15 protein-coding genes and 3 pseudogenes are annotated in these 17,066 nt (G+C 60.1%); 10 read left to right on the top strand and 8 right to left on the bottom strand.

The features are described from left to right. Both V5B60_RS00165 and V5B60_RS00160 read left to right on the top strand, forming a co-directional pair. Complete coding sequence (locus V5B60_RS00165) at nt 1-1,005, top strand: sulfotransferase family protein (RefSeq protein ID WP_332345043.1); 1,005 nt, start codon at nt 1-3, stop codon at nt 1,003-1,005. Then, on the top strand, nt 1,005-2,096 hold the full coding sequence (locus V5B60_RS00160; RefSeq protein WP_332345042.1) for a DUF1972 domain-containing protein: 1,092 nt from the start codon (nt 1,005-1,007) through the stop codon (nt 2,094-2,096). Before V5B60_RS00165 ends, V5B60_RS00160 begins: the two co-directional genes overlap by 1 nt. 109 nt (nt 2,097-2,205) lie before the next feature. On the opposite strand, the gene V5B60_RS00155 is transcribed toward V5B60_RS00160, so the two are convergent. Together V5B60_RS00155 and V5B60_RS00150 are read right to left on the bottom strand one after the other, a co-directional pair. Beyond that, a complete protein-coding gene (locus tag V5B60_RS00155; protein ID WP_332350356.1) occupies nt 2,206-3,195 on the bottom strand; it encodes an IS630 family transposase in 990 nt (329 codons plus the stop codon). Nucleotides 3,196-3,524: 329 nt separating this feature from the next. Beyond that, nucleotides 3,525-4,636 (bottom strand): annotated as a pseudogene (locus tag V5B60_RS00150) (ISAzo13 family transposase). Between the two features lie 360 nt (nt 4,637-4,996). On the opposite strand from V5B60_RS00150, the gene rfbB reads away from it, so the two are divergent. The 4 genes from rfbB to rfbD are packed head-to-tail and all read left to right on the top strand — an operon-like array spanning nt 4,997 to nt 8,380. After that, nucleotides 4,997-6,091, top strand: a complete 1,095-nt coding sequence (gene rfbB / locus V5B60_RS00145; RefSeq protein WP_434735297.1) for a dTDP-glucose 4,6-dehydratase — start codon at nt 4,997-4,999, stop codon at nt 6,089-6,091. Beyond that, nucleotides 6,055-6,969 (top strand): glucose-1-phosphate thymidylyltransferase RfbA, encoded by a 915-nt coding sequence (gene rfbA, locus V5B60_RS00140; protein ID WP_332345040.1) that lies wholly within the window; start codon nt 6,055-6,057, stop codon nt 6,967-6,969. The genes rfbB and rfbA overlap by 37 nt, the downstream gene beginning before the upstream one ends. Beyond that, on the top strand, nt 6,969-7,511 hold the full coding sequence (gene rfbC / locus V5B60_RS00135) for a dTDP-4-dehydrorhamnose 3,5-epimerase (RefSeq protein WP_332350354.1): 543 nt from the start codon (nt 6,969-6,971) through the stop codon (nt 7,509-7,511). The genes rfbA and rfbC overlap by 1 nt, the downstream gene beginning before the upstream one ends. Beyond that, complete coding sequence (gene rfbD / locus V5B60_RS00130) at nt 7,508-8,380, top strand: dTDP-4-dehydrorhamnose reductase (protein ID WP_332345039.1); 873 nt, start codon at nt 7,508-7,510, stop codon at nt 8,378-8,380. The genes rfbC and rfbD overlap by 4 nt, the downstream gene beginning before the upstream one ends. A 276-nt stretch (nt 8,381-8,656) precedes the next feature. On the opposite strand, the pseudogene V5B60_RS00125 reads toward rfbD, so the two are convergent. After that, nucleotides 8,657-9,597 (bottom strand): annotated as a pseudogene (locus V5B60_RS00125) (IS3 family transposase); the annotation flags it as partial. Between the two features lie 231 nt (nt 9,598-9,828). Between V5B60_RS00125 and V5B60_RS00120 the strand changes: the two are divergent. Beyond that, nucleotides 9,829-10,584: a Druantia anti-phage system protein DruA gene (locus tag V5B60_RS00120; protein ID WP_332345038.1), complete on the top strand. Its 756-nt coding sequence runs from the start codon at nt 9,829-9,831 to the stop codon at nt 10,582-10,584. Between the two features lie 73 nt (nt 10,585-10,657). On the opposite strand, the gene V5B60_RS00115 is transcribed toward V5B60_RS00120, so the two are convergent. Then, nucleotides 10,658-11,374, bottom strand: a complete 717-nt coding sequence (locus V5B60_RS00115) for a hypothetical protein (RefSeq protein ID WP_332345037.1) — start codon at nt 11,372-11,374, stop codon at nt 10,658-10,660. 433 nt (nt 11,375-11,807) lie between these two features. Between V5B60_RS00115 and V5B60_RS00110 the strand changes: the two genes are divergently transcribed. After that, a complete protein-coding gene (locus V5B60_RS00110; RefSeq protein ID WP_332345036.1) occupies nt 11,808-12,086 on the top strand; it encodes a type II toxin-antitoxin system Phd/YefM family antitoxin in 279 nt (92 codons plus the stop codon). 364 nt (nt 12,087-12,450) lie between these two features. On the opposite strand, the gene V5B60_RS00105 is transcribed toward V5B60_RS00110, so the two are convergent. Beyond that, nucleotides 12,451-13,464, bottom strand: coding sequence for an Rpn family recombination-promoting nuclease/putative transposase (locus V5B60_RS00105; RefSeq protein WP_332345035.1), 1,014 nt, complete (start codon nt 13,462-13,464; stop codon nt 12,451-12,453). A 451-nt stretch (nt 13,465-13,915) separates the two neighbouring features. Here V5B60_RS00105 and V5B60_RS00100 point away from each other — a divergent pair. After that, nucleotides 13,916-14,038: pseudogene (locus V5B60_RS00100) on the top strand (ribbon-helix-helix domain-containing protein); the annotation flags it as partial. A 161-nt stretch (nt 14,039-14,199) separates the two neighbouring features. Here V5B60_RS00100 and V5B60_RS00095 read toward each other — a convergent pair. Both V5B60_RS00095 and tnpA read right to left on the bottom strand, forming a co-directional pair. Further along, on the bottom strand, nt 14,200-15,186 hold the full coding sequence (locus V5B60_RS00095) for an IS5 family transposase (protein ID WP_332345034.1): 987 nt from the start codon (nt 15,184-15,186) through the stop codon (nt 14,200-14,202). Between the two features lie 171 nt (nt 15,187-15,357). Then, nucleotides 15,358-15,789 carry an IS200/IS605 family transposase gene (gene tnpA / locus V5B60_RS00090; RefSeq protein ID WP_324601687.1) on the bottom strand — a complete coding sequence of 144 codons (432 nt, stop codon included), beginning with the start codon at nt 15,787-15,789 and terminating at the stop codon, nt 15,358-15,360. A 288-nt stretch (nt 15,790-16,077) separates the two neighbouring features. Here tnpA and V5B60_RS00085 point away from each other — a divergent pair, with 288 nt between their 5' ends. Next, entirely contained in the window at nt 16,078-16,218 is a 141-nt protein-coding gene (locus tag V5B60_RS00085; protein ID WP_332345033.1) for a hypothetical protein, read from the top strand. A 163-nt stretch (nt 16,219-16,381) separates the two neighbouring features. Here V5B60_RS00085 and V5B60_RS00080 read toward each other — a convergent pair whose 3' ends face one another. After that, nucleotides 16,382-16,933 carry a thiamine phosphate synthase gene (locus tag V5B60_RS00080; RefSeq protein ID WP_332350352.1) on the bottom strand — a complete coding sequence of 184 codons (552 nt, stop codon included), beginning with the start codon at nt 16,931-16,933 and terminating at the stop codon, nt 16,382-16,384. Nucleotides 16,934-17,066: the final 133 nt, after the last annotated feature.

Genomic DNA, 17,066 nt, shown 5'->3' with positions numbered 1-17,066 from the left:
ATGGTCGCACAAATCGATGTTGATTATCTGAAAGCGCGTCCCGCGCGTCTCTGGAGCTGGCTGCTAAGTGATGGCCTGTTCGAAGGGCGCCCGTTCACCACTCGCGGCCAGTTCGTCAATCCACTCCTGTTTCGCCGGTTCGCGTTGCAGAAACGACCACCACAGATGCGCAAAGTCAAGGCGCTGATTTTCATACTGAGCACGGGGCGCTCCGGGACAACCATTATCGGGATCGTATTGTCGAGGCATCGTGATGTCGGGTACCTGAATGAACCGGAGGCAATATGGTCAACCCTGCGCGATGATGAAGATCTGATCGGCAGCTATCATCGTGGTCCCGCGCGGTATCGTGTTGCGGAAGAAGATGCGTCTCTTTCCCTGATCAACGATGCGCATCGCGGCTACGGGGCGTATTTGCGCCTTACGCTGACGCAGCGTGTTGTCAACAAGCATCCAGCACTTACTTTCCATGTTCCTTTTGTTCGGCAGATTTTCCCAGACGCGAAATTTCTGTTTCTGTCCCGTGATGGACGGGACACATGCGCGTCAATCGAGCACTGGTCCGCGCGCCGTGGTTCGAATGTCGGAGCAGAGACCCATGATTGGTGGGGCGTGAACCGGCGCAAGTGCATGCTTCTCGAAGATCAGATCATCCCGGAGGACCCTCATCCCGCACCCCATGCCGAAAGCCTGAGCGAATTGACGGACAATCGTGCAATGGCCGGGACCGAATGGATCGTCACGATGCGCGAGGGGCTGAGGCTTGTCGATTCCCACCGTAAAGATGTTGTGCATGGCTCCCATGCTGATCTTTGCGCTCATCCCGAGGAGGCCTGTGCGCGCATATCCGAATTTGCCCAGTTGCCTCCGGTCCCGGTGTCCCTCGACTATGCAAAGTCAACGCTCAGCCCGCTAAAACCCAAAACAGACTTCCCGCTGCCGAAGGAGCTTGAAGCACTGTTCGGGAGTACCTCTGCGGCACTTGCTGGTTCGAGGCGGTCTTGATGCCCAGAGCCAAGCTGTCGATACTCGGAACAGTTGGTGTTCCGGGGAACTACGGGGGCTTTGAGACGCTGGCAGAGAACTTGGTGAGGTATCATGCTGCCCTTGAACTAAATGCACACCTAACCGTGTACTGTTCGAGCAAGAGTTTCCCTGAGCAGCGATCAAAATTTTATGATGCAGACCTGCGCTACATCAATCTGTACGCGAATGGGCCCCAGTCCATTCCATATGATATCTTGTCACTCTTCAGTGCTGTGCGGCAAAAAAGCGATGTCATTCTCTTATTGGGTGTATCGGGCGCGCTCGCATTGCCATTTATACGCCTGATTTCTCGCGCACGCATTTTGACGAATGTTGATGGTATTGAGTGGAAGCGGGCAAAGTGGCGCGGATTAGCGAGAATGATCCTCAAATGGTCTGAGTTTGCCGCAGTCCACTGGTCTCATGTCGTAATAGCGGATAATGCGGCCATCGCAGAACACGTAAAGGCAAGCTATGGGATAAAATGCAAGGTTATCCCCTATGGGGGCGACCATGCCGTCGAGGCTGAGTCGACCAAAGCCCCGGAAATCAAGCTGCCTGACGACTTTGCACTTGCATTGTGTCGCGTCGAACCCGAGAACAATGTCGCGATGATCTTGGAGGCCTTCTCCCGGATGCCCGAACGTGCTTTGGTTTTCGTCGGGAACTGGAACCAAAGTGACTACGGAAAAGACGTGCGCCGGACGTACGGAGAGCATTCAAATATCACTCTGCTTGATCCGATCTACGATCCGGGCATATTGCGCTGGATACGGGATCGTACCGTTGCCTATATTCATGGCCATTCCGCTGGCGGAACCAATCCGTCGCTGGTCGAAATGATGCATTTCGGTATTCCGGTCTTTGCGCATGGATGCACATTCAATCGCTTCACGACGGAAGAAAGCGCCTCGTACTTCAGCACGCCTGAAGAGTTGATTACGGCCGTTGAAGGGCTTGATGATGAGCAGGGGCGCATCATCGGAACAGCGATGCGCGAGATCGCACAGCGCCGTTATACATGGGAAACCGTTGGTCGTGCATATTTCGAACTAGTAGAGGGCATATGAAGATCGAGGAAACCCGACCATCAGGGGTTTTCGTGATCACCCCACGTCGCTTTGCAATCCTCGAAAGTTAGCCTATTGTCATTGTTACTAAGCAATAAACGTCTTCTGTTCATATTGTACGAGCGCAATCCGGATGCCGAAAAAACCCTCGAACGATCTCTGGAAGAGTTTGAAGGCGCTCCAGCGCCCCCTGAATGAGACGCCGCAGGCTGATTTTGTCGAGCGGCTTCTGTTTCGCCACGCGTTCCTTGACACTCTTCCACACTTGCTCGTCCGGATTGAGTTGCGGCGAGTAAGGCGGCAGGAAGTGCAGTTCCAGCATGCCGTTGGTGGACGCGACGTATTCGCTCACCAGCTTCGCTTTGTGAATCGAATGACCATCGACAACCAGGAAAATGGGCTGCGTCGCGCCGAGCATGAGTTGTTCGAGGAAGGTACGGAACACCGCGGCGTTGACCAGACCCTCGTGAAGCATGAACTGAAGTTGCCCGCCCGTGCCAACTGCCGACAGCATCTGGACGGAGACGCGCTGGCCTGTGGTGCGTGCCACCGGCGTCCGGCCGCGAGGCGCCCAGGTCGTGCCCGCGTGGTAGTCCGAGCGCATCCCAGCCTCGTCAGCGAACATGATCAACGCCCCACGAGCCCTCGCACGTGCCTGGAGAGCGGGGTACTCCTCCGTGTGCCAGCGCTGCACCAGCGCCGCATCCTGCTGATAGGCACGGTACAGCGGGCGCTGGGCAGTGAATCCGAGTTGCCGCATGACCTTGCCCAAGGTCGGCAGGCTCAGCGTCATCTGAAACTGCCGTTCGATCAGGCTGCCGATCAGGCGCAAGGTCCACAACCCGAAGTCAAACTTCAACTGGTCGGGCGTGCGGTCGCGAACCGTATCGGCAATCCAGCGCAACTGATCCGGGCTGACCTTCGGCGGCCGACCCGCGCCTTCTCGGGCAAGCAACGCGTTCTGACCACCGTCGTAAAATGCCGCCACCCATTTGAAAACCGCGCGCACCGAGACATCAAAATGGCGCGCCACGTCACTCGCCGGCATACCAGACCGAACCATTTTGACGCTTTGCATGCGTATCCATTGCTGTTCCATGCGGCGAGAAGTGAAAACCGGCCTTGGGGGAATCGAATGAAAGTTCATGGCGAGCATTATACATGAAACTCGTCCGCGCGCCAGAGCTCAATGCACGCAATTTATTTATTGCTTAGTAATTGTAAGCGTGGGAGAGGTGGGGTTTCGGCTGCGGTTTTCGAGGTTGGGAGCGATTGGGGACGAACTTCTGGAGGTTCAACGCGATCTCCTCGAGGATCGGCTTGAGGCGGCGAGCGGCGGCGGTTGTAGCCGGGAGCCAACGGCCGATCTGTCGTTTGATCTCGTCGATTTCCAAGGTGCGGTTGATCTTGGGTGATTGCCGCGAATAGTCATACCGTGGAGGCTGGCCGGATCAGGATGTCCCACTTGGGCAGGAGCGGGTTTCTTGCCAGTCGGGACTCAACAGCCTGCATGGCAACCTTGGCCACGGTGACTCCTTTTTGATAGGCCGTCCGGCTCAGTTGGACGACGGGATGGATGCCTTTCCAGGTCATGCTTTTCGCCCACGCCAACATTGTTTCGGTATCGGTCAGCTTGGCGCCGTTCCAGTGCTTCTCGAGGATTCCCCAGCAGCGCTCGACGGGATTGTATTTGCTGTGGTACGGCGGATAGTAGAGGAGGCGAATGGACTTGCCGATGTGGTCGGCGAACTCGACCATGCGCTTGAGAAACTGCGTGCGCCGACCATTGCTCTCGGGTCCGTTGTCGGCCTTGATCTGGATGTGGGTGACGCGCGCACACGCATCGGGGTCTTGACATGCCCACCTGGCGTACAGGCTGTCGATGATGAAATCGCTGGTCTTCGCCGAGCTTCCGAAGGACAGATGAAGGGAGCCACTGTCTTCGTTGACGACACCAAATGGGGTGTGCTTCTCTTGGCACCCCATGTCGTGGTCTGCCGCCTGGTTGTCACCCCGCGTCTTGCCACCGCGCGAGTAGTCGCCAATATTCACCGTCGCCTTGCAGTCCATGCTCAGGCGCATGACCGCTGCGCCTTGGCAATCCCGGTCATGTTCCCGGATGTTGGCGAAGATGGCGTCGGTTTCGGGGACTTTTTTTGGGGTTTGGCCTTGAGCACCGGACGCAGCCGGTACCCGTTCCGGTTCAACACTTCCGACATGCAGCTTCGGGACGGCAACACCTCGTCGGCAAATCCCAGCGCTTGCAACTGCTTGCGGGCCTCCTCCGCCGTCAAGCGGGTGAACGACAAGGTCGTGCGAAAAGTCGGATCCTGCTGGGCATGACTCTCCGCCAGTCTCCACAGCGCTTCCGCCACCTCCGGGTGTTTCTGCTCCCACAACTTCGCACCACAGAACGCGTGATGCCCCACACAAACGATCCCGGTGCGTTTCTCGTTCAGACCAAGCCGAACAGCCTCCCGACTCCAGCCGAAAACCTCCTCTGCGCACCGAGCGCTGCCGCTACAGTACTTCACCGCCATCTCCGCCTGAAACGCCCGGCGCTCCGATCCCGTCATCTTGCTCGACGCAAGCCGGATGTCTTCCACATGACTGGCTTCAAGAGAAACCCCCCCTTCACTTACCATGGCGACCTTCATCAGTGACTCCAACAATCTGAGAACTGACTCGAAGTGTCGCATACAACACTATGAGCAAGAGACCATATCTAATCAGACAAGCCTGCCACCATGGCTGCTGGTATGACGTCTTGCGGATATCGCCTTAAGTGGAGACCACCGTTGCCACCTTTAGGTGGCGCAAGAGAGGCAGGGTCGCGTTAGCGACCCTGTTTAGCCGCTTTGAGCGGTTCACATAATGAAAGCCCCCGGTTTTGCCGGGGGATGGTTACATTAAAATCCAGGAGTCTTGGCGTGATCATCGTGACTGGCGGTGCCGGCTTCATCGGCGCCAATTTCGTAATCGACTGGCTGAAACTGAATCACGAGCTCGTGCTCAACCTCGACAAACTCACCTATGCCGGCAACCTGGAGAGCCTCGCCAGCGTGCAAGGCGATGCGCGTTACCTGTTCGCGCAAGGCGACATCGGTGACCGCGCGCTGGTCGGCAAGCTGCTGGCCGAGCACCGGCCACGCGCCATCATCAACTTCGCTGCGGAGTCCCACGTGGACCGCTCCATACACGGCCCGGAAGACTTCATTCAGACCAACATCGTTGGCACCTTCAACCTGCTCGAAGAAGTGCGCGGCTACTGGAACGGCCTCGGCGAAGCAGAAAGATCCACGTTCCGCTTCCTCCACGTCTCCACCGACGAGGTCTACGGCTCACTCGACACGGGAGCACCCGCGTTCACCGAGAACACCCCGTTCGCCCCCAACAGCCCCTACTCCGCCAGCAAGGCTGCGAGCGACCACTTGGTGCGCGCCTACCACCACACCTACGGGCTGCCGGTGCTCACCACGAACTGCTCCAATAACTACGGACCCCACCAGTTCCCCGAGAAACTCATCCCGCTGATGATCCTCAACGCGACCCGTGGCAGAGCCCTGCCAATTTACGGCGATGGCAAGAACGTGCGCGACTGGCTGTACGTCTCCGACCACTGCTCGGCCATTCGCGTGGTGCTGGAACAGGGAAGGGTAGGGGAGACCTACAACATCGGAGGCTGGAACGAGATGCCCAACATAGACATCGTCCTCCGTGTCTGTACTCTGCTCGACGAGTGGCAACCCAGTCCCGAGGGACCTGCCACCCGCCTCATCACCTACGTCAAGGATCGCCCCGGCCACGACCGCCGCTACGCCATCGACGCCACCAAGATCCACCGCGAACTCGGCTGGAGACCCGCCGAGACCTTCGCCACCGGCATCCGCAAAACGGTGAAGTGGTATCTGGACAACATGAGCTGGGTGGAACATGTGGCTAGCGGCGAGTATCGAAAATGGCTGGAGACCAACTACACGGAGAGAAAGCAGTGACGCGCAAAGGCATCATCCTTGCCGGTGGTTCCGGCAGCCGGCTGTACCCAGCCACCCTCGCGGTGTCCAAGCAACTGCTGCCGATCTACGACAAACCGATGATCTACCATCCGCTGACCACCCTCATGCTGGCCGGCATCCGCGAGATCCTGATCATCTCCACCCCTCAGGATACGCCACGTTTTGAACAACTTCTGGGTGACGGTAGCCGGTGGGGAATCCATCTGCGCTATGCCGTGCAACCGAGTCCGGATGGCCTGGCGCAAGCCTTCATCATCGGTGCCGATTTCGTCGGCAGCGATGCGACCGCCCTGATGCTCGGCGACAACATCTTCTATGGTCATGACATGGCGCACGACCTGGGCGTCGCCAACGAACAGGCAAGCGGCGCGACCGTCTTTGCCTACCGGGTGCACGACCCCGAGCGCTACGGCGTGGTTGAGTTCGATACCGTCGGCAAAGCCATCAGCCTAGAAGAAAAGCCCAAGGCGCCGAAATCCAACTACGCCGTTACCGGCCTGTACTTCTACGATAACCGTGTGGTTGACATCGCCCGTACCATGAAGCCCTCGCCGCGCGGGGAACTGGAGATCACCGACGTCAACCGCCGCTACTTGGAATGGAACGAACTGAGCGTTTCCATCATGGGGCGCGGGCGTGCCTGGCTCGACACCGGCACCCACGAGTCTCTGCTGGGAGCCAGCCTGTTCGTTCAAACCATCGAAAAGCGGCAGGGCCTCAAGATCGCCTGCCCGGAAGAGATCGCCTACCGGCGGGGCTACATCGACGCGGCTCAAGTCGAAAAGCTCGCCACACCGCTGCAGAAGAACGCCTACGGCCAGTATCTGCTGGCCATGCTCAATGAAAAGGTCTTGTGATGAAACTCATCCCAACGCAACTGCCGGAAGTGCTGCGGATTGAACCGAAAGTCTTTGGCGATTCCCGCGGATTCTTCATGGAAAGCTGGAACCGCACAACTTTCGCCAGCATCGGGCTCAATGTCGATTTCGTGCAGGACAACCACTCCTGCTCTGGCAAGGGAGTGCTGCGCGGTTTGCATTACCAACTCCGGCAGCCGCAGGGCAAGCTGGTGCGGGTGACCAGTGGCGCGGTCTACGATGTTGCCGTCGACCTGCGCAGAAGCTCGCCAAACTTCGGCAAATGGACCGGCCATGAACTCAACGCCGAAAACAAGCACATGCTGTGGGTGCCGCCCGGCTTCGCGCACGGCTTTCTCGTGCTTTCCGAATCCGCCGACTTTCTCTACAAGACTACCGATTACTACGCACCGGAACACGAGCACAGCGTGCTCTGGAACGACCCGGCCATCGGCATTCGTTGGCCGCTCGAGGCCGAGCCGGCGCTGTCCGCCAAGGACAAGGCCGGTAGCTTGCTGAAGGACGCGCAGATTTATCCATGAACATTCTCCTGACTGGCAGTGGCGGACAAGTGGGCTGGGAGTTGCACCGCACTCTCGCCTGTCTGGGCGAAGTGGTGGCCGTGGATTCGGCGCAGATGGACCTCACCGACGCAGACGCGATCCGTCGCGTGGTGCGGGAGGTGGCTCCCCGGATCATCGTCAATTCTGCGGCCTACACCGCGGTGGACAAGGCCGAGAGCGCAAGCGACCGCGCCTATGTCATCAACTCCACCGCGCCAGGCATCCTCGGCGATGAAGCCGAGAAACTGGGTGCACTGCTGGTGCATTATTCCACCGACTATGTGTTCGATGGCTCGGGCGACGCTTCTTGGCGTGAGGACGCCGCTACCGGTCCCCTCAACGTCTATGGAGCCAGCAAGCTGGCCGGAGAACTGGCGATCCAGGCGGTCTGCCGCCGCCATCTCATCTTTCGTACCTCCTGGGTGTATGGCGCACGCGGGGCGAACTTTCTCCTCACCATGCGCCGGCTGATGCGGGAGCGGCCTGAGCTCAGGATCGTCGCCGACCAGATCGGGGCCCCCACTTGGAGCCGCATGCTGGCCGAGGCCACCGCCCTGATCCTGGCCCAACAACTATCGCCCGACCGTGGCGCCGATCGTCCGGAGCCCTGGGGGGTGTATCACATGACCAATGGCGGCGAGACCTCCTGGCACGGCTTTGCGCAAGCCATCCAGGCGCCTGACGACGGCGAGTTTCAGTCGCGGCTGTTGCCCATTTCCAGCGAGGAGTATCCTACACTGGCGAAACGCCCGCTTAACTCGCGGCTGAACAATGACAAGCTGGAGCGGGTGTTTGGCGTGCGGTTGCCGGATTGGCGGACGGCTTTGACCCTGTGCATCCGGAGTTAAATCCAAAAAAATCCCGCGCTTAAGGAAGTGAGAGGTGGCCCCGCTTGTTTGGACAGCAAAGGCTCTTCGATAAGTGGAGCCCTGCCAGTTCCGGTCGGCTGACCGGTGATGCGGTTGGTTTTGACCTTCTGGGATTTTATCCGAACCGAATAGAGCTCGGTGGAGCTTGTGGGCGAAGGGACGTGCGGTGGGAAAGTCGCCAGACTTTTCCACGGCAAGCGGCCCGGTGCGCGCTAGCGCATCGTCCACAAATCCACGGAGCCCCTTCCCCATGCCTTACGCCGCGGCTCGGATGGCCGACGCGAGGGCAGCGAAGTAGGCGGTGTCCGGCGTCTTGCCGTCCAGGGCGCGATGCGGTCGGCGCTCGTTGTAGAAGCGGACGTACGTGGCCAGGTTGGCTCTTGCATCGGCGACGCTGTCATAGGCCTTGAGATACACTTCCTCGTACTTGAGCGTCTTCCACAGGCGCTCGACAAAGACGTTGTCCCGCCAGGACCCCTTGCCGTCCATGCTGATCCGGATGCCGTGCGCCTTGAGCATCCCGGTGAATTCGCCGCTGGTGAACTGGCAACCCTGATCGGTGTTGAAGATCTCCGGGCAGCCGTGCCGGTGGATGGCTTCCCGGACCGCGTCCAGACAGAAGTCGGTCGTCAAGGTGTTCGACAGCCGCCAGGCGAGCACCCGCCGCGAGTACCAGTCGATCACGGCGAACAGGTAGAGGAAGCCCCGGCGCATCGGAATGGTGGTGATGTCCGCCGCCCACACCTGGTTGGGCCGCTCGACGGCAAGATCGCGCAGGAGATACGGATGGATTTCGTCGCCGCGCCGACGACGAGAGGTGTTGGGCTTCCGATACAAGGCCTCGATGCCCATGCGCGCCATCAGGGTGCCGATGTGTCGGCGGCCGGCCTGGAAGCCCTCGGGGCGCAGCAGATCGCGCAACATGCGGGCGCCGGCGAAGGGGTGCTCCAGATGCAACTCGTCGATCCGGCGCATCAGCGCCAGATCCTCCGCCGAGACCTCGCGGGGCGTGTAGTACGCGCTCGAACGGGCCACCCCGAGGAGGGAGCACTGATGCGCGACAGGGAGCTTGTGCTTGCGGTCAATCATCTTCTTGCGCTCAGCAAGCCCGCCTTGGTGAGCGCATGTTCTAAAAAATCCTTCTCCAGCGTCAGCTGTCCGATCTTGGCGTGCAGTTTCGTCAAGTCCGGATCGCTGCTCGCAGGACCGCTGGTAGTAACTTCTCAATAAGCCCGGGCATGAGCGATCGCTGAATCGGGGATGCTTGCTTGCACAGCCCTGAAGCATGACCCGCGCAGCCCAGTCGTAGCAAGGCTTGGCGGCCACCGCAAAAAAAAGCTTTCGCAAAGAAGGGCTAGACAATTTTCGGGGCCTTTGGCAGAATAGGCTGAGGTTGGCGGATCTGCGTTTCTGGTGAAGGTTGTGCGATGGATGTGATGACGCCGAGCAGTTGGGTGCACTGCGGCCGGGAGTTCAGTGCGCGAGAGGTTGCCGACATCTGCGCGACGGTGGCGTGGCTGCCCGGGTTGGCGCGCCATGAACTGGCGGCGACGCTGTGCGAGCATCTGGGCTGGGTGACGCTGACGGGGACGGCGAAGACCGGCGCCTGCCTGGAGTTCCTGCAGCGCTTGCAGGCGGCCTGCCTGCTCGTCCTGCCCGCACAGCGGGCCGCGCGGGTATCCCGTTCGACGCCACGCTGCCCGGCGCGGCCCCGGGCCGTTGCCGAGCCGATGGTCGAGCCGACTCCGGTGGAGGTTTCGCTGTCGGCCCTGGCCCCGGTCCGCCTGGAAGTGATCCGCGACACCGCCTTGGCGAAGCAATGGGATGATCTGATGGCGCGCTGGCACCCGCTCGGTTTCCAGGGTGCCTTCGGCTACCGGTTGCGTTACTTCATCACGGCGGGCGAGCTGCGGCTCGGTTGTGTCCTGTTGTCCGGTGCCGCCCGGGCGGTGGCCGTGCGCGACGACTGGATCGGCTGGACCGCTCAGACCCGGCGCCACAACCTGCCACGGGTACTCAACAACAGTCGCTTCCTGATCTTCCCGCACGTTCGCGTACCGCATCTGGCCAGCCAGGTGCTCGGCCAACTCGCGCGTCGTGCGCGCAGCGACTGGCTCGAACATTGGGGCTTCGAGCCCCTGCTGCTGGAAAGCTTCGCGGGAATAAGGGGACAGTATACTTAATTCATCCGAGTCACGCGGCAGAAGCAGCAAGCCTGTCAGACTCCCATTGAGGATACCGTCACCCAATTACCATTTACAGCCCGCGGCGACGAGTCAGCAGGCCGAGCAGACCAAGGGCGCCGAGAACCAGCGCTGGGCTGGTCGGTTCGGGAGCCGGAAAGGTCACGCTGCCAAAGGTCGAGGCGACTGCGGCATTGTCGAAAGCGGTCGAGGTTGTCCCGTGGTAGGCCACGGGGGTCAGGAACTGGCCGTTCGGCTGCGTCCCGGTGGGCACGAAGCCAGTCGTCGAGTTGTCGTTGATGCATGCCAGCGCCGGGGCTGCAGTGCACGGACCAATCGCCACGTAGAGCGGTGACTGGGTATCGACGACGGCCTGGCTCGTCGGGTAGTTGCCAAAGAATCCGGTGAAGGGGTCGATGCCGATGCCGGCGTTGATCTGGTTGATGCCGTCCTGAAAGTCGTTGTGGTCGGTTCCGAGCACCAGGCCGCCGTCTGCGCCGTCGAGCGCCTTGGCGTAGCTCTGGATCCAGGCGTTCTCGGGCGGGAATCCACCGGAGGTTGTCCAGAATGGTGCCGACGAAATGATCCGTCCGTCGACGATGAGGTTCTTCTGGCTCAGGCTGTTGTACCAGGCGGCGATGTTCTGATAGTTGGCGACCTGGTTCGCGCTGTTGTTGAGACCGGTGACCAGGTCATACACCCAGACCTGGTCGAAGTTGGCGTAGTCCGAGTACACCGCTGAATTGAGGTTGCGCTGCGTGACGTTGTAGCCCGGCAGTGCGGCGATCATCCCGGCCAGTTGCTGGCCATCCGCCTGGTAGGTGGTGGTGTCGGTAATTCGGGGACAGTATATGTATCTCTGAGTGCTTCTGGCCGACAGTCGGCGGATTGTCGCTCGCGGTCGACGTGGCCGGGAGGATTTCCACCTCACGGTCAGTTCAAATCGCCCGATGAAACGGGCTCCTACAGCGTAATGCGGGAGGCGTGCCAGCCAAGCGCTGCCCTGAGGTTGCTTCAATCCACCCCAGCCCATCGTGCCAGCGGGGGGTGTGGTCAATTACCCCGCGGGTTGTTGTTGCGAAAGGTGGCGCTGGAGGGATGAGGGCGGCGAGGTGTGAGCTGTCCGAGCTTGCAATTGAATATACTGTCACCGTATTCCAAAGGTGCAGGATGCAACAGGGCTTCATGTACAATAATGCTGTACAAGTCATCTGGAGTTGGACATGACCATCGAGACAACATATAGCCAGGCCCGTGATCAGTTGAAAGCGCTGATGGATCGGGCCGTGGATGATCGCGAGATTGTGGTGGTGCGTCGCCGTTCCGGTGGGGCAGTGGCCATGATTGCTGCGGACGAACTGGAGAGTCTGACAGAAACCGCTCACCTTCTGCGTTCCCCAAAGAACGCAGAGCGAATCCTCTCTGCCTTGGCACGCGCTCGGGGGGGCGAGGTGGAACCGACGCCTGTGCATACCCTGAAACAACGTAATTCGGTGACGTAATTCGACGTAATTCGACGTAATTCGACGTAATTCGACGTAATTCGACGTAATTCGGTGGTAATTCGGTGACAGTATATTTATCTCTGAGTGCTTCTGGCCGACAGGCGGCGGATCGTTGCTGGCGGTCGACGTCGCCGGGAGGATTTCCACCTCACGCTCAGTTCTAATCGCCCAATGAATCGGGCTTCTACAGCATAAAGTGGGGCGTGCCAGCCAAGCGCTGTCCTGAGGCTGCTTCAAGCCACCCCAGCCCGCAGTGCCAGCGGGGGGGGGCAGTACCCCGCGGGTTGTTTTTGCGAAGATGGCGCTGGAGGGGTGGGTGCGGCGGCGTGTGATCTGTCCAAGCTTGCAGTTGAATGTATTGTCACCGTATCCCTTCCACGAACACGGCGTCCAGGGTCTGTGCGTCGAGCGCGCGCTTCGCCCACGCCTCCAGGCGCTCCGGTTCAGCGCCTGCGAGCTGGCTCTCCACCCAAGGCGGCAAGGCTCCGAAGCGCCAGGTCAACAACTGCTTCAGCAACCGTGCTTCGCCTTGCTCGATTCCCTTTTCGATCCCCTTTTCAATTCCTCTTTGGATCCCCTTTTCGATCCCTCTATCCATCGCCTGTTGTTCCCATTGCTCGGCAATCGTCTGCATCAGTTCACCTCCACCACTCAAAGTTTCTGTCACTACCTGGCGCAACTCGTCACCGCTCAACCGGTCGACGCTCGCCGCCTGCGCCAGGTAGCGTAAAAGCGTACGGACATAGTCCAAGCCCATCGAGCTCTGCGCGAGGTCCCGCAGCAGTCCCAGGATGTCCGGCAGCCGTTCGCGCAACTCGTTCCGGAAGATGTACTTCAGGGTGAGCAGCGCCGTATGCAGCATGACCGCGCCCTGCAACTCGTCGTCCCGGTATCCGCTCAAGTCGATCAGGTGATAGACACATGCCGGCACATAGTCGCGCAGCGGCGGAACGTCTTCCACCTCGTCGGCGAATTGCCGGCTCACGCGCCAGGTTGCCGTGCCGTGATGCACCACGACCGGCACGATGACTGGCAGGTGGCCGGAATTCCCGGCATTCAGCCATTGTTCCCAGATCCGTACACGATAACGCAGGAGGTCCAGGCCGATTCGCGACTCGACGTAGCTCTTGTGTTCGAACAGCACGTGCACATACCCGGTTCCGCCGCCGCGGAGATCGACGGAGTACAGCAGGTCTGCAGGATGAAGCGCAAGTTCCGGATCGAGAAACGAATCCTTGGCGGTGCGCAAGGTCTTCCAATCCAGTGCCTCTACGGCTGGCGCCGGCAGATACCGCTCGAGGAACTCCGCCGCCACCTCGGTCCGCCCGAACACCGCCTTGAAAAAGCGGTCGTGAGGGCTGTTCAACGCCGTCATGTGCGATCTCCGCCAACTCGCTGCGCTTTCATCCTACCACTGTCAGGACGGACGTCGCCACCCTGAAGCGAGAGAAAAGTCGGGTCGGCGTACTCGACTGACCACCAGCCCTCGCAACCTGGCTGACACGTTGCGCCAAGGGGATACGCTGTCATTCGCCACCGAGAGAACTGACTTGAAGACTCCGGACTGCGAGCGTACGCTGGGTTGCTCAAGCAGCCGTTGATCTTCGACGGCCGCAACCTTTTCGACCCGGCCCGGGTCCGCGGCCTCGGGCTGGAGTATTGCGCCATCGTTCCACGGTGGCCTCGGCAACGCTCCAGCGCTTGGCCAGTTCTTTCTGGGTCATCAACTGCTGGTGGTTCGCAACGTGGTCTTGACGGCTGCCAGCGATTGACCCAAGCCGTCGGGGTTGGCGTAATCTGCCAATAGCCACTAGATGGAGGTCGGCATGCCTACGCGCAATGTTGTGCTCACCGAGCACCAAGCCTCGCTGGTCGAGCGGGTCGTCACCGGCGGTCGTTACCAAAACGCCAGTGAAGTTCTGCGTGAGGGTCTTCGTCTCGTTGAGCAACTAGGGAACCGCTGATCAATGGACCTTGACACGCGCCAAACCCGTTCCATGGCGGGAACCCGGCCGCTCGGAGTCAGCAGTCGCACTCTTCGAGTCGGCTTCGCCGGTCGTCAAAGCCCGGTTTCGACCTTTCCGCCCCCTTCTCGGGTCCTTCGGCTGACTCAGGACGCACCTTGGCTGTGGACGGCCAGAAGCTGCCGCCTGGCGATGACCAGATTGGCCAGCGCAAAGAGGATGTGCAACTGGGCCGTGTTCTTCTTCAGGCCCCTGTAGCGGACCTTGCGGTGACCGAAGAGATTCTTCACGATGTGGAAGGGATGCTCGACCTTCGAGCGAATGCTCGCCTTGACCGATTCCAGACGACGCAGCAGCGTCCCGAGCTGGCTCTCCTTGGGGATCGCCTTCAGCTTGCTGCGCTTGGTCGCGACCTGCCAGTCGATGTCCCGGTCTTTCAGTTCTTCGCGCTTCTCGACGCCGGTGTAGCCGGCATCCAGATAGACGACCTTCTCTTCGCCGTGCAGCACTTCGGCGGTCTGCGCCACGTCGGCGACGTTCGCCGCCGTTCCGACTACCGTATGAACCAGCCCGCTCTCGGCATCGACGCCGATGTGCGCCTTCATGCCGAAGTGCCACTGGTTGCCCTTCTTCGTCTGGTGCATCTCCGGATCCCGGGCCTTCGCTTCGTTCTTCACCGACGGCGGTGCGGCAAGGATCGTCGCGTCGGCAATCGTTCCCTCGCGCATCATCAGTCCCTTGGCCGTCAGTGCCGCGTTGATCGCCGCGAAGACGCCCTGCGACAATTCCTTCTCTTCCAGCAAGTGGCGAAACTGCAGCAGCGTCGTCGCATCCGGAACCGCCTCTCGCGACAGATCGATCCGCACGAATCCCCGCAACGCCTGGCTGTCGGTGATCGCATCCTCCACCCCCTCGTCCGACAGGCCGTACCATTGCTGGACCAAATACACCCGAAGCATGCGCTCCAGCCCGATCGGCGGCCGGCCGCGCTTCCCCTTCGGGTAGTGCGGTTCGATGATCGCCAGCACATCTCGCCAGGGAATGACCTGTTCCATGTCCGCAAGAAAGCGCTCGCGTCTGGTGACCCGCCTCTTCGCCGCAAACTCGGCTTCCGAAAAACTGATCTGTTTCACTGGCCAATCCCATTCTCACCAACGTGCACATTATACCAGAGGCATCGTGAGCGAGGGCGAGTAACCATCCCCCGGCAAAGCCGGGGGCTTTCATTATGTGAGCCGCTCAAAGCGGCTAGACAGGGTCGCTAACGCGACCCTGACTCTCTTGCGCCACCTAAAGGTGGCAACTCAGCGCCACAGGCTCAGTTGATCCAGTCGCTTGTCCTCCTGCTCCTGGTCTCGGATGTACTCCCGGATCAACGTCTCGTCTCGACCAACGGTCGAGACGAAGTACCCTCTTGCCCAGAAGCTCTGGCCGACGAAGTTCCTCTTCTGCTCACCGTACACTCGGGCCAAGTGAATCGCGCTCTTGCCCTTGATGTACCCCACCACATGCGACACAGCGTACTTCGGGGGAATCGAAATCAGCATGTGCACGTGATCCTGCATCAGATGCCCCTCTTCGATCCGACTCTCCCTCTGCTCCGCCAGTTTGCGGAACACTTCCCCGAGGTGGCGACGTAGCTGCTCATACAGCGTACGCCGTCGGCACTTCGGGATGAACACTACGTGGTATTTGCACTCCCACTTCGAGTGGCTTAGGCTTTCGGACTCGTCCATCGGGATTCTCCATAGTCGTGTGCTTGGCGGCTCACGGCTTGAAGTTTCCTGATGGACTCCCTGAAATGTCAAACTTCTCCAGTCCCCCGGCAGAGCCGGGGGATTTCCCATTCTTGGTTAAATCAGCGCTTCCCTAGAGGCCAAAGATGCTTGCCGTCTTGAGGCGCTTCGGTCTGCTGCGCAAGTGGGGATCGCAGACATTGAGGCTGGCCGATTCAAGACCTTTGCAACCAAAGAATCGCTGCGGGGCCACCTCAAATTCATCACCGACAAAGCGATTGCGGCTGCATGAGCTTTGTCTGGCAGATCCGGTTGGCAGCGCGAACCGAACTGGATTTTCTCGACATCACCGCATGGACTGCTGAGAACTTCGGCGCTCGCCAGGCAGAGTACTGCGCCCCCGAGTTCGACAAAAATACGGCTAAGTGATTGTTTGTGCGCAATTCACCGGTTCGGAATTGGCACTACAGACGTCTAGCGGAGGGCTCGGGCAGGGCGACGGTGTCGAACAGCTTCTTCTGTTGGGGGTCCTCCGATTGCTTCATGACAGCATGGACTTGCCCAGGCATGTTCCGGTGGCCAACAATCAAGCTCAATGATTGCCCAATGATGAGTTCACAAGCGACTGCGGAGAATAGGGGAAACTTTCGAACCAGCCCGCGTTTCCACTTTCCTGCAAGCGGTAGCTCCGGGGTGCGGATAGAAAAAGAGGTATGCTGCACCACCAGCGCGAAAACTCCGTCCCGCCGATACCGTTCGACCGCGGGTGGCTGGCGGTCGGCAACACCGGGCCAAGGACGACAACGTCGAGACCGAGTTGGGCTGCCCGCGCCAGATCGGCGGCGCTGTGACACGAGGCGGCGATCCGCTCGAAATCCGGACGTTGATCGATCTCCCTCAGCCGACTCGACGAGAGATGCAGTCCCTGGGCGCCGACCGCATGAGCCAGCTGCGCATCGTCGTTGATCATGACCGCGGCCTTTCCGTGCGCTTGCGCCAGAGCCACGACTGCCTGCGCGAAGTCGGGACGCTGCGTCGGCGCCAGCCTCTTGTCGGACAAAGCGGGCGTGGAGTCCGGCACGGGAGGGTGTGGGGCGTGGCTTCTGGGGGGCGCAGCAGCGGCTGGGCGGTCCAAGTGTGCCATCGGCATTGCTATTGAATATACTGTCACCGTAATGCACGCATTGCTCGGCAATCGTCTGCATCAGTTCACCTCCACCACTCAAAGTTTCTGTTACTACCTGGCGCAACTCGTCTAATGCGGTGACAGTATACTT

Source organism: Accumulibacter sp., from assembly GCF_036625195.1.
Taxonomy (GTDB): Bacteria; Pseudomonadota; Gammaproteobacteria; order Burkholderiales; family Rhodocyclaceae; genus Accumulibacter.
This window is presented reverse-complemented; position numbering and strand designations above follow the sequence as displayed.

Coding starts and splice junctions, on each gene's coding strand:
- rfbB (WP_434735297.1), top strand. CDS start 4,997: ATGGTTACATTAAAATCCAGGAGTCTTGGCGTGATCATCGTGACTGGC.
- V5B60_RS00105 (WP_332345035.1), bottom strand. CDS start 13,464: ATGACGGCGTTGAACAGCCCTCACGACCGCTTTTTCAAGGCGGTGTTC.
- V5B60_RS00085 (WP_332345033.1), top strand. CDS start 16,078: ATGAGCTTTGTCTGGCAGATCCGGTTGGCAGCGCGAACCGAACTGGAT.
- V5B60_RS00165 (WP_332345043.1), top strand. CDS start 1: ATGGTCGCACAAATCGATGTTGATTATCTGAAAGCGCGTCCCGCGCGT.
- V5B60_RS00115 (WP_332345037.1), bottom strand. CDS start 11,374: ATGATCGCCGCACTGCCGGGCTACAACGTCACGCAGCGCAACCTCAAT.
- rfbD (WP_332345039.1), top strand. CDS start 7,508: ATGAACATTCTCCTGACTGGCAGTGGCGGACAAGTGGGCTGGGAGTTG.
- V5B60_RS00160 (WP_332345042.1), top strand. CDS start 1,005: ATGCCCAGAGCCAAGCTGTCGATACTCGGAACAGTTGGTGTTCCGGGG.
- V5B60_RS00120 (WP_332345038.1), top strand. CDS start 9,829: ATGGATGTGATGACGCCGAGCAGTTGGGTGCACTGCGGCCGGGAGTTC.
- V5B60_RS00110 (WP_332345036.1), top strand. CDS start 11,808: ATGACCATCGAGACAACATATAGCCAGGCCCGTGATCAGTTGAAAGCG.
- rfbA (WP_332345040.1), top strand. CDS start 6,055: ATGGCTGGAGACCAACTACACGGAGAGAAAGCAGTGACGCGCAAAGGC.
- V5B60_RS00080 (WP_332350352.1), bottom strand. CDS start 16,933: ATGGCACACTTGGACCGCCCAGCCGCTGCTGCGCCCCCCAGAAGCCAC.
- tnpA (WP_324601687.1), bottom strand. CDS start 15,789: ATGGACGAGTCCGAAAGCCTAAGCCACTCGAAGTGGGAGTGCAAATAC.
- V5B60_RS00155 (WP_332350356.1), bottom strand. CDS start 3,195: ATGGAACAGCAATGGATACGCATGCAAAGCGTCAAAATGGTTCGGTCT.
- rfbC (WP_332350354.1), top strand. CDS start 6,969: ATGAAACTCATCCCAACGCAACTGCCGGAAGTGCTGCGGATTGAACCG.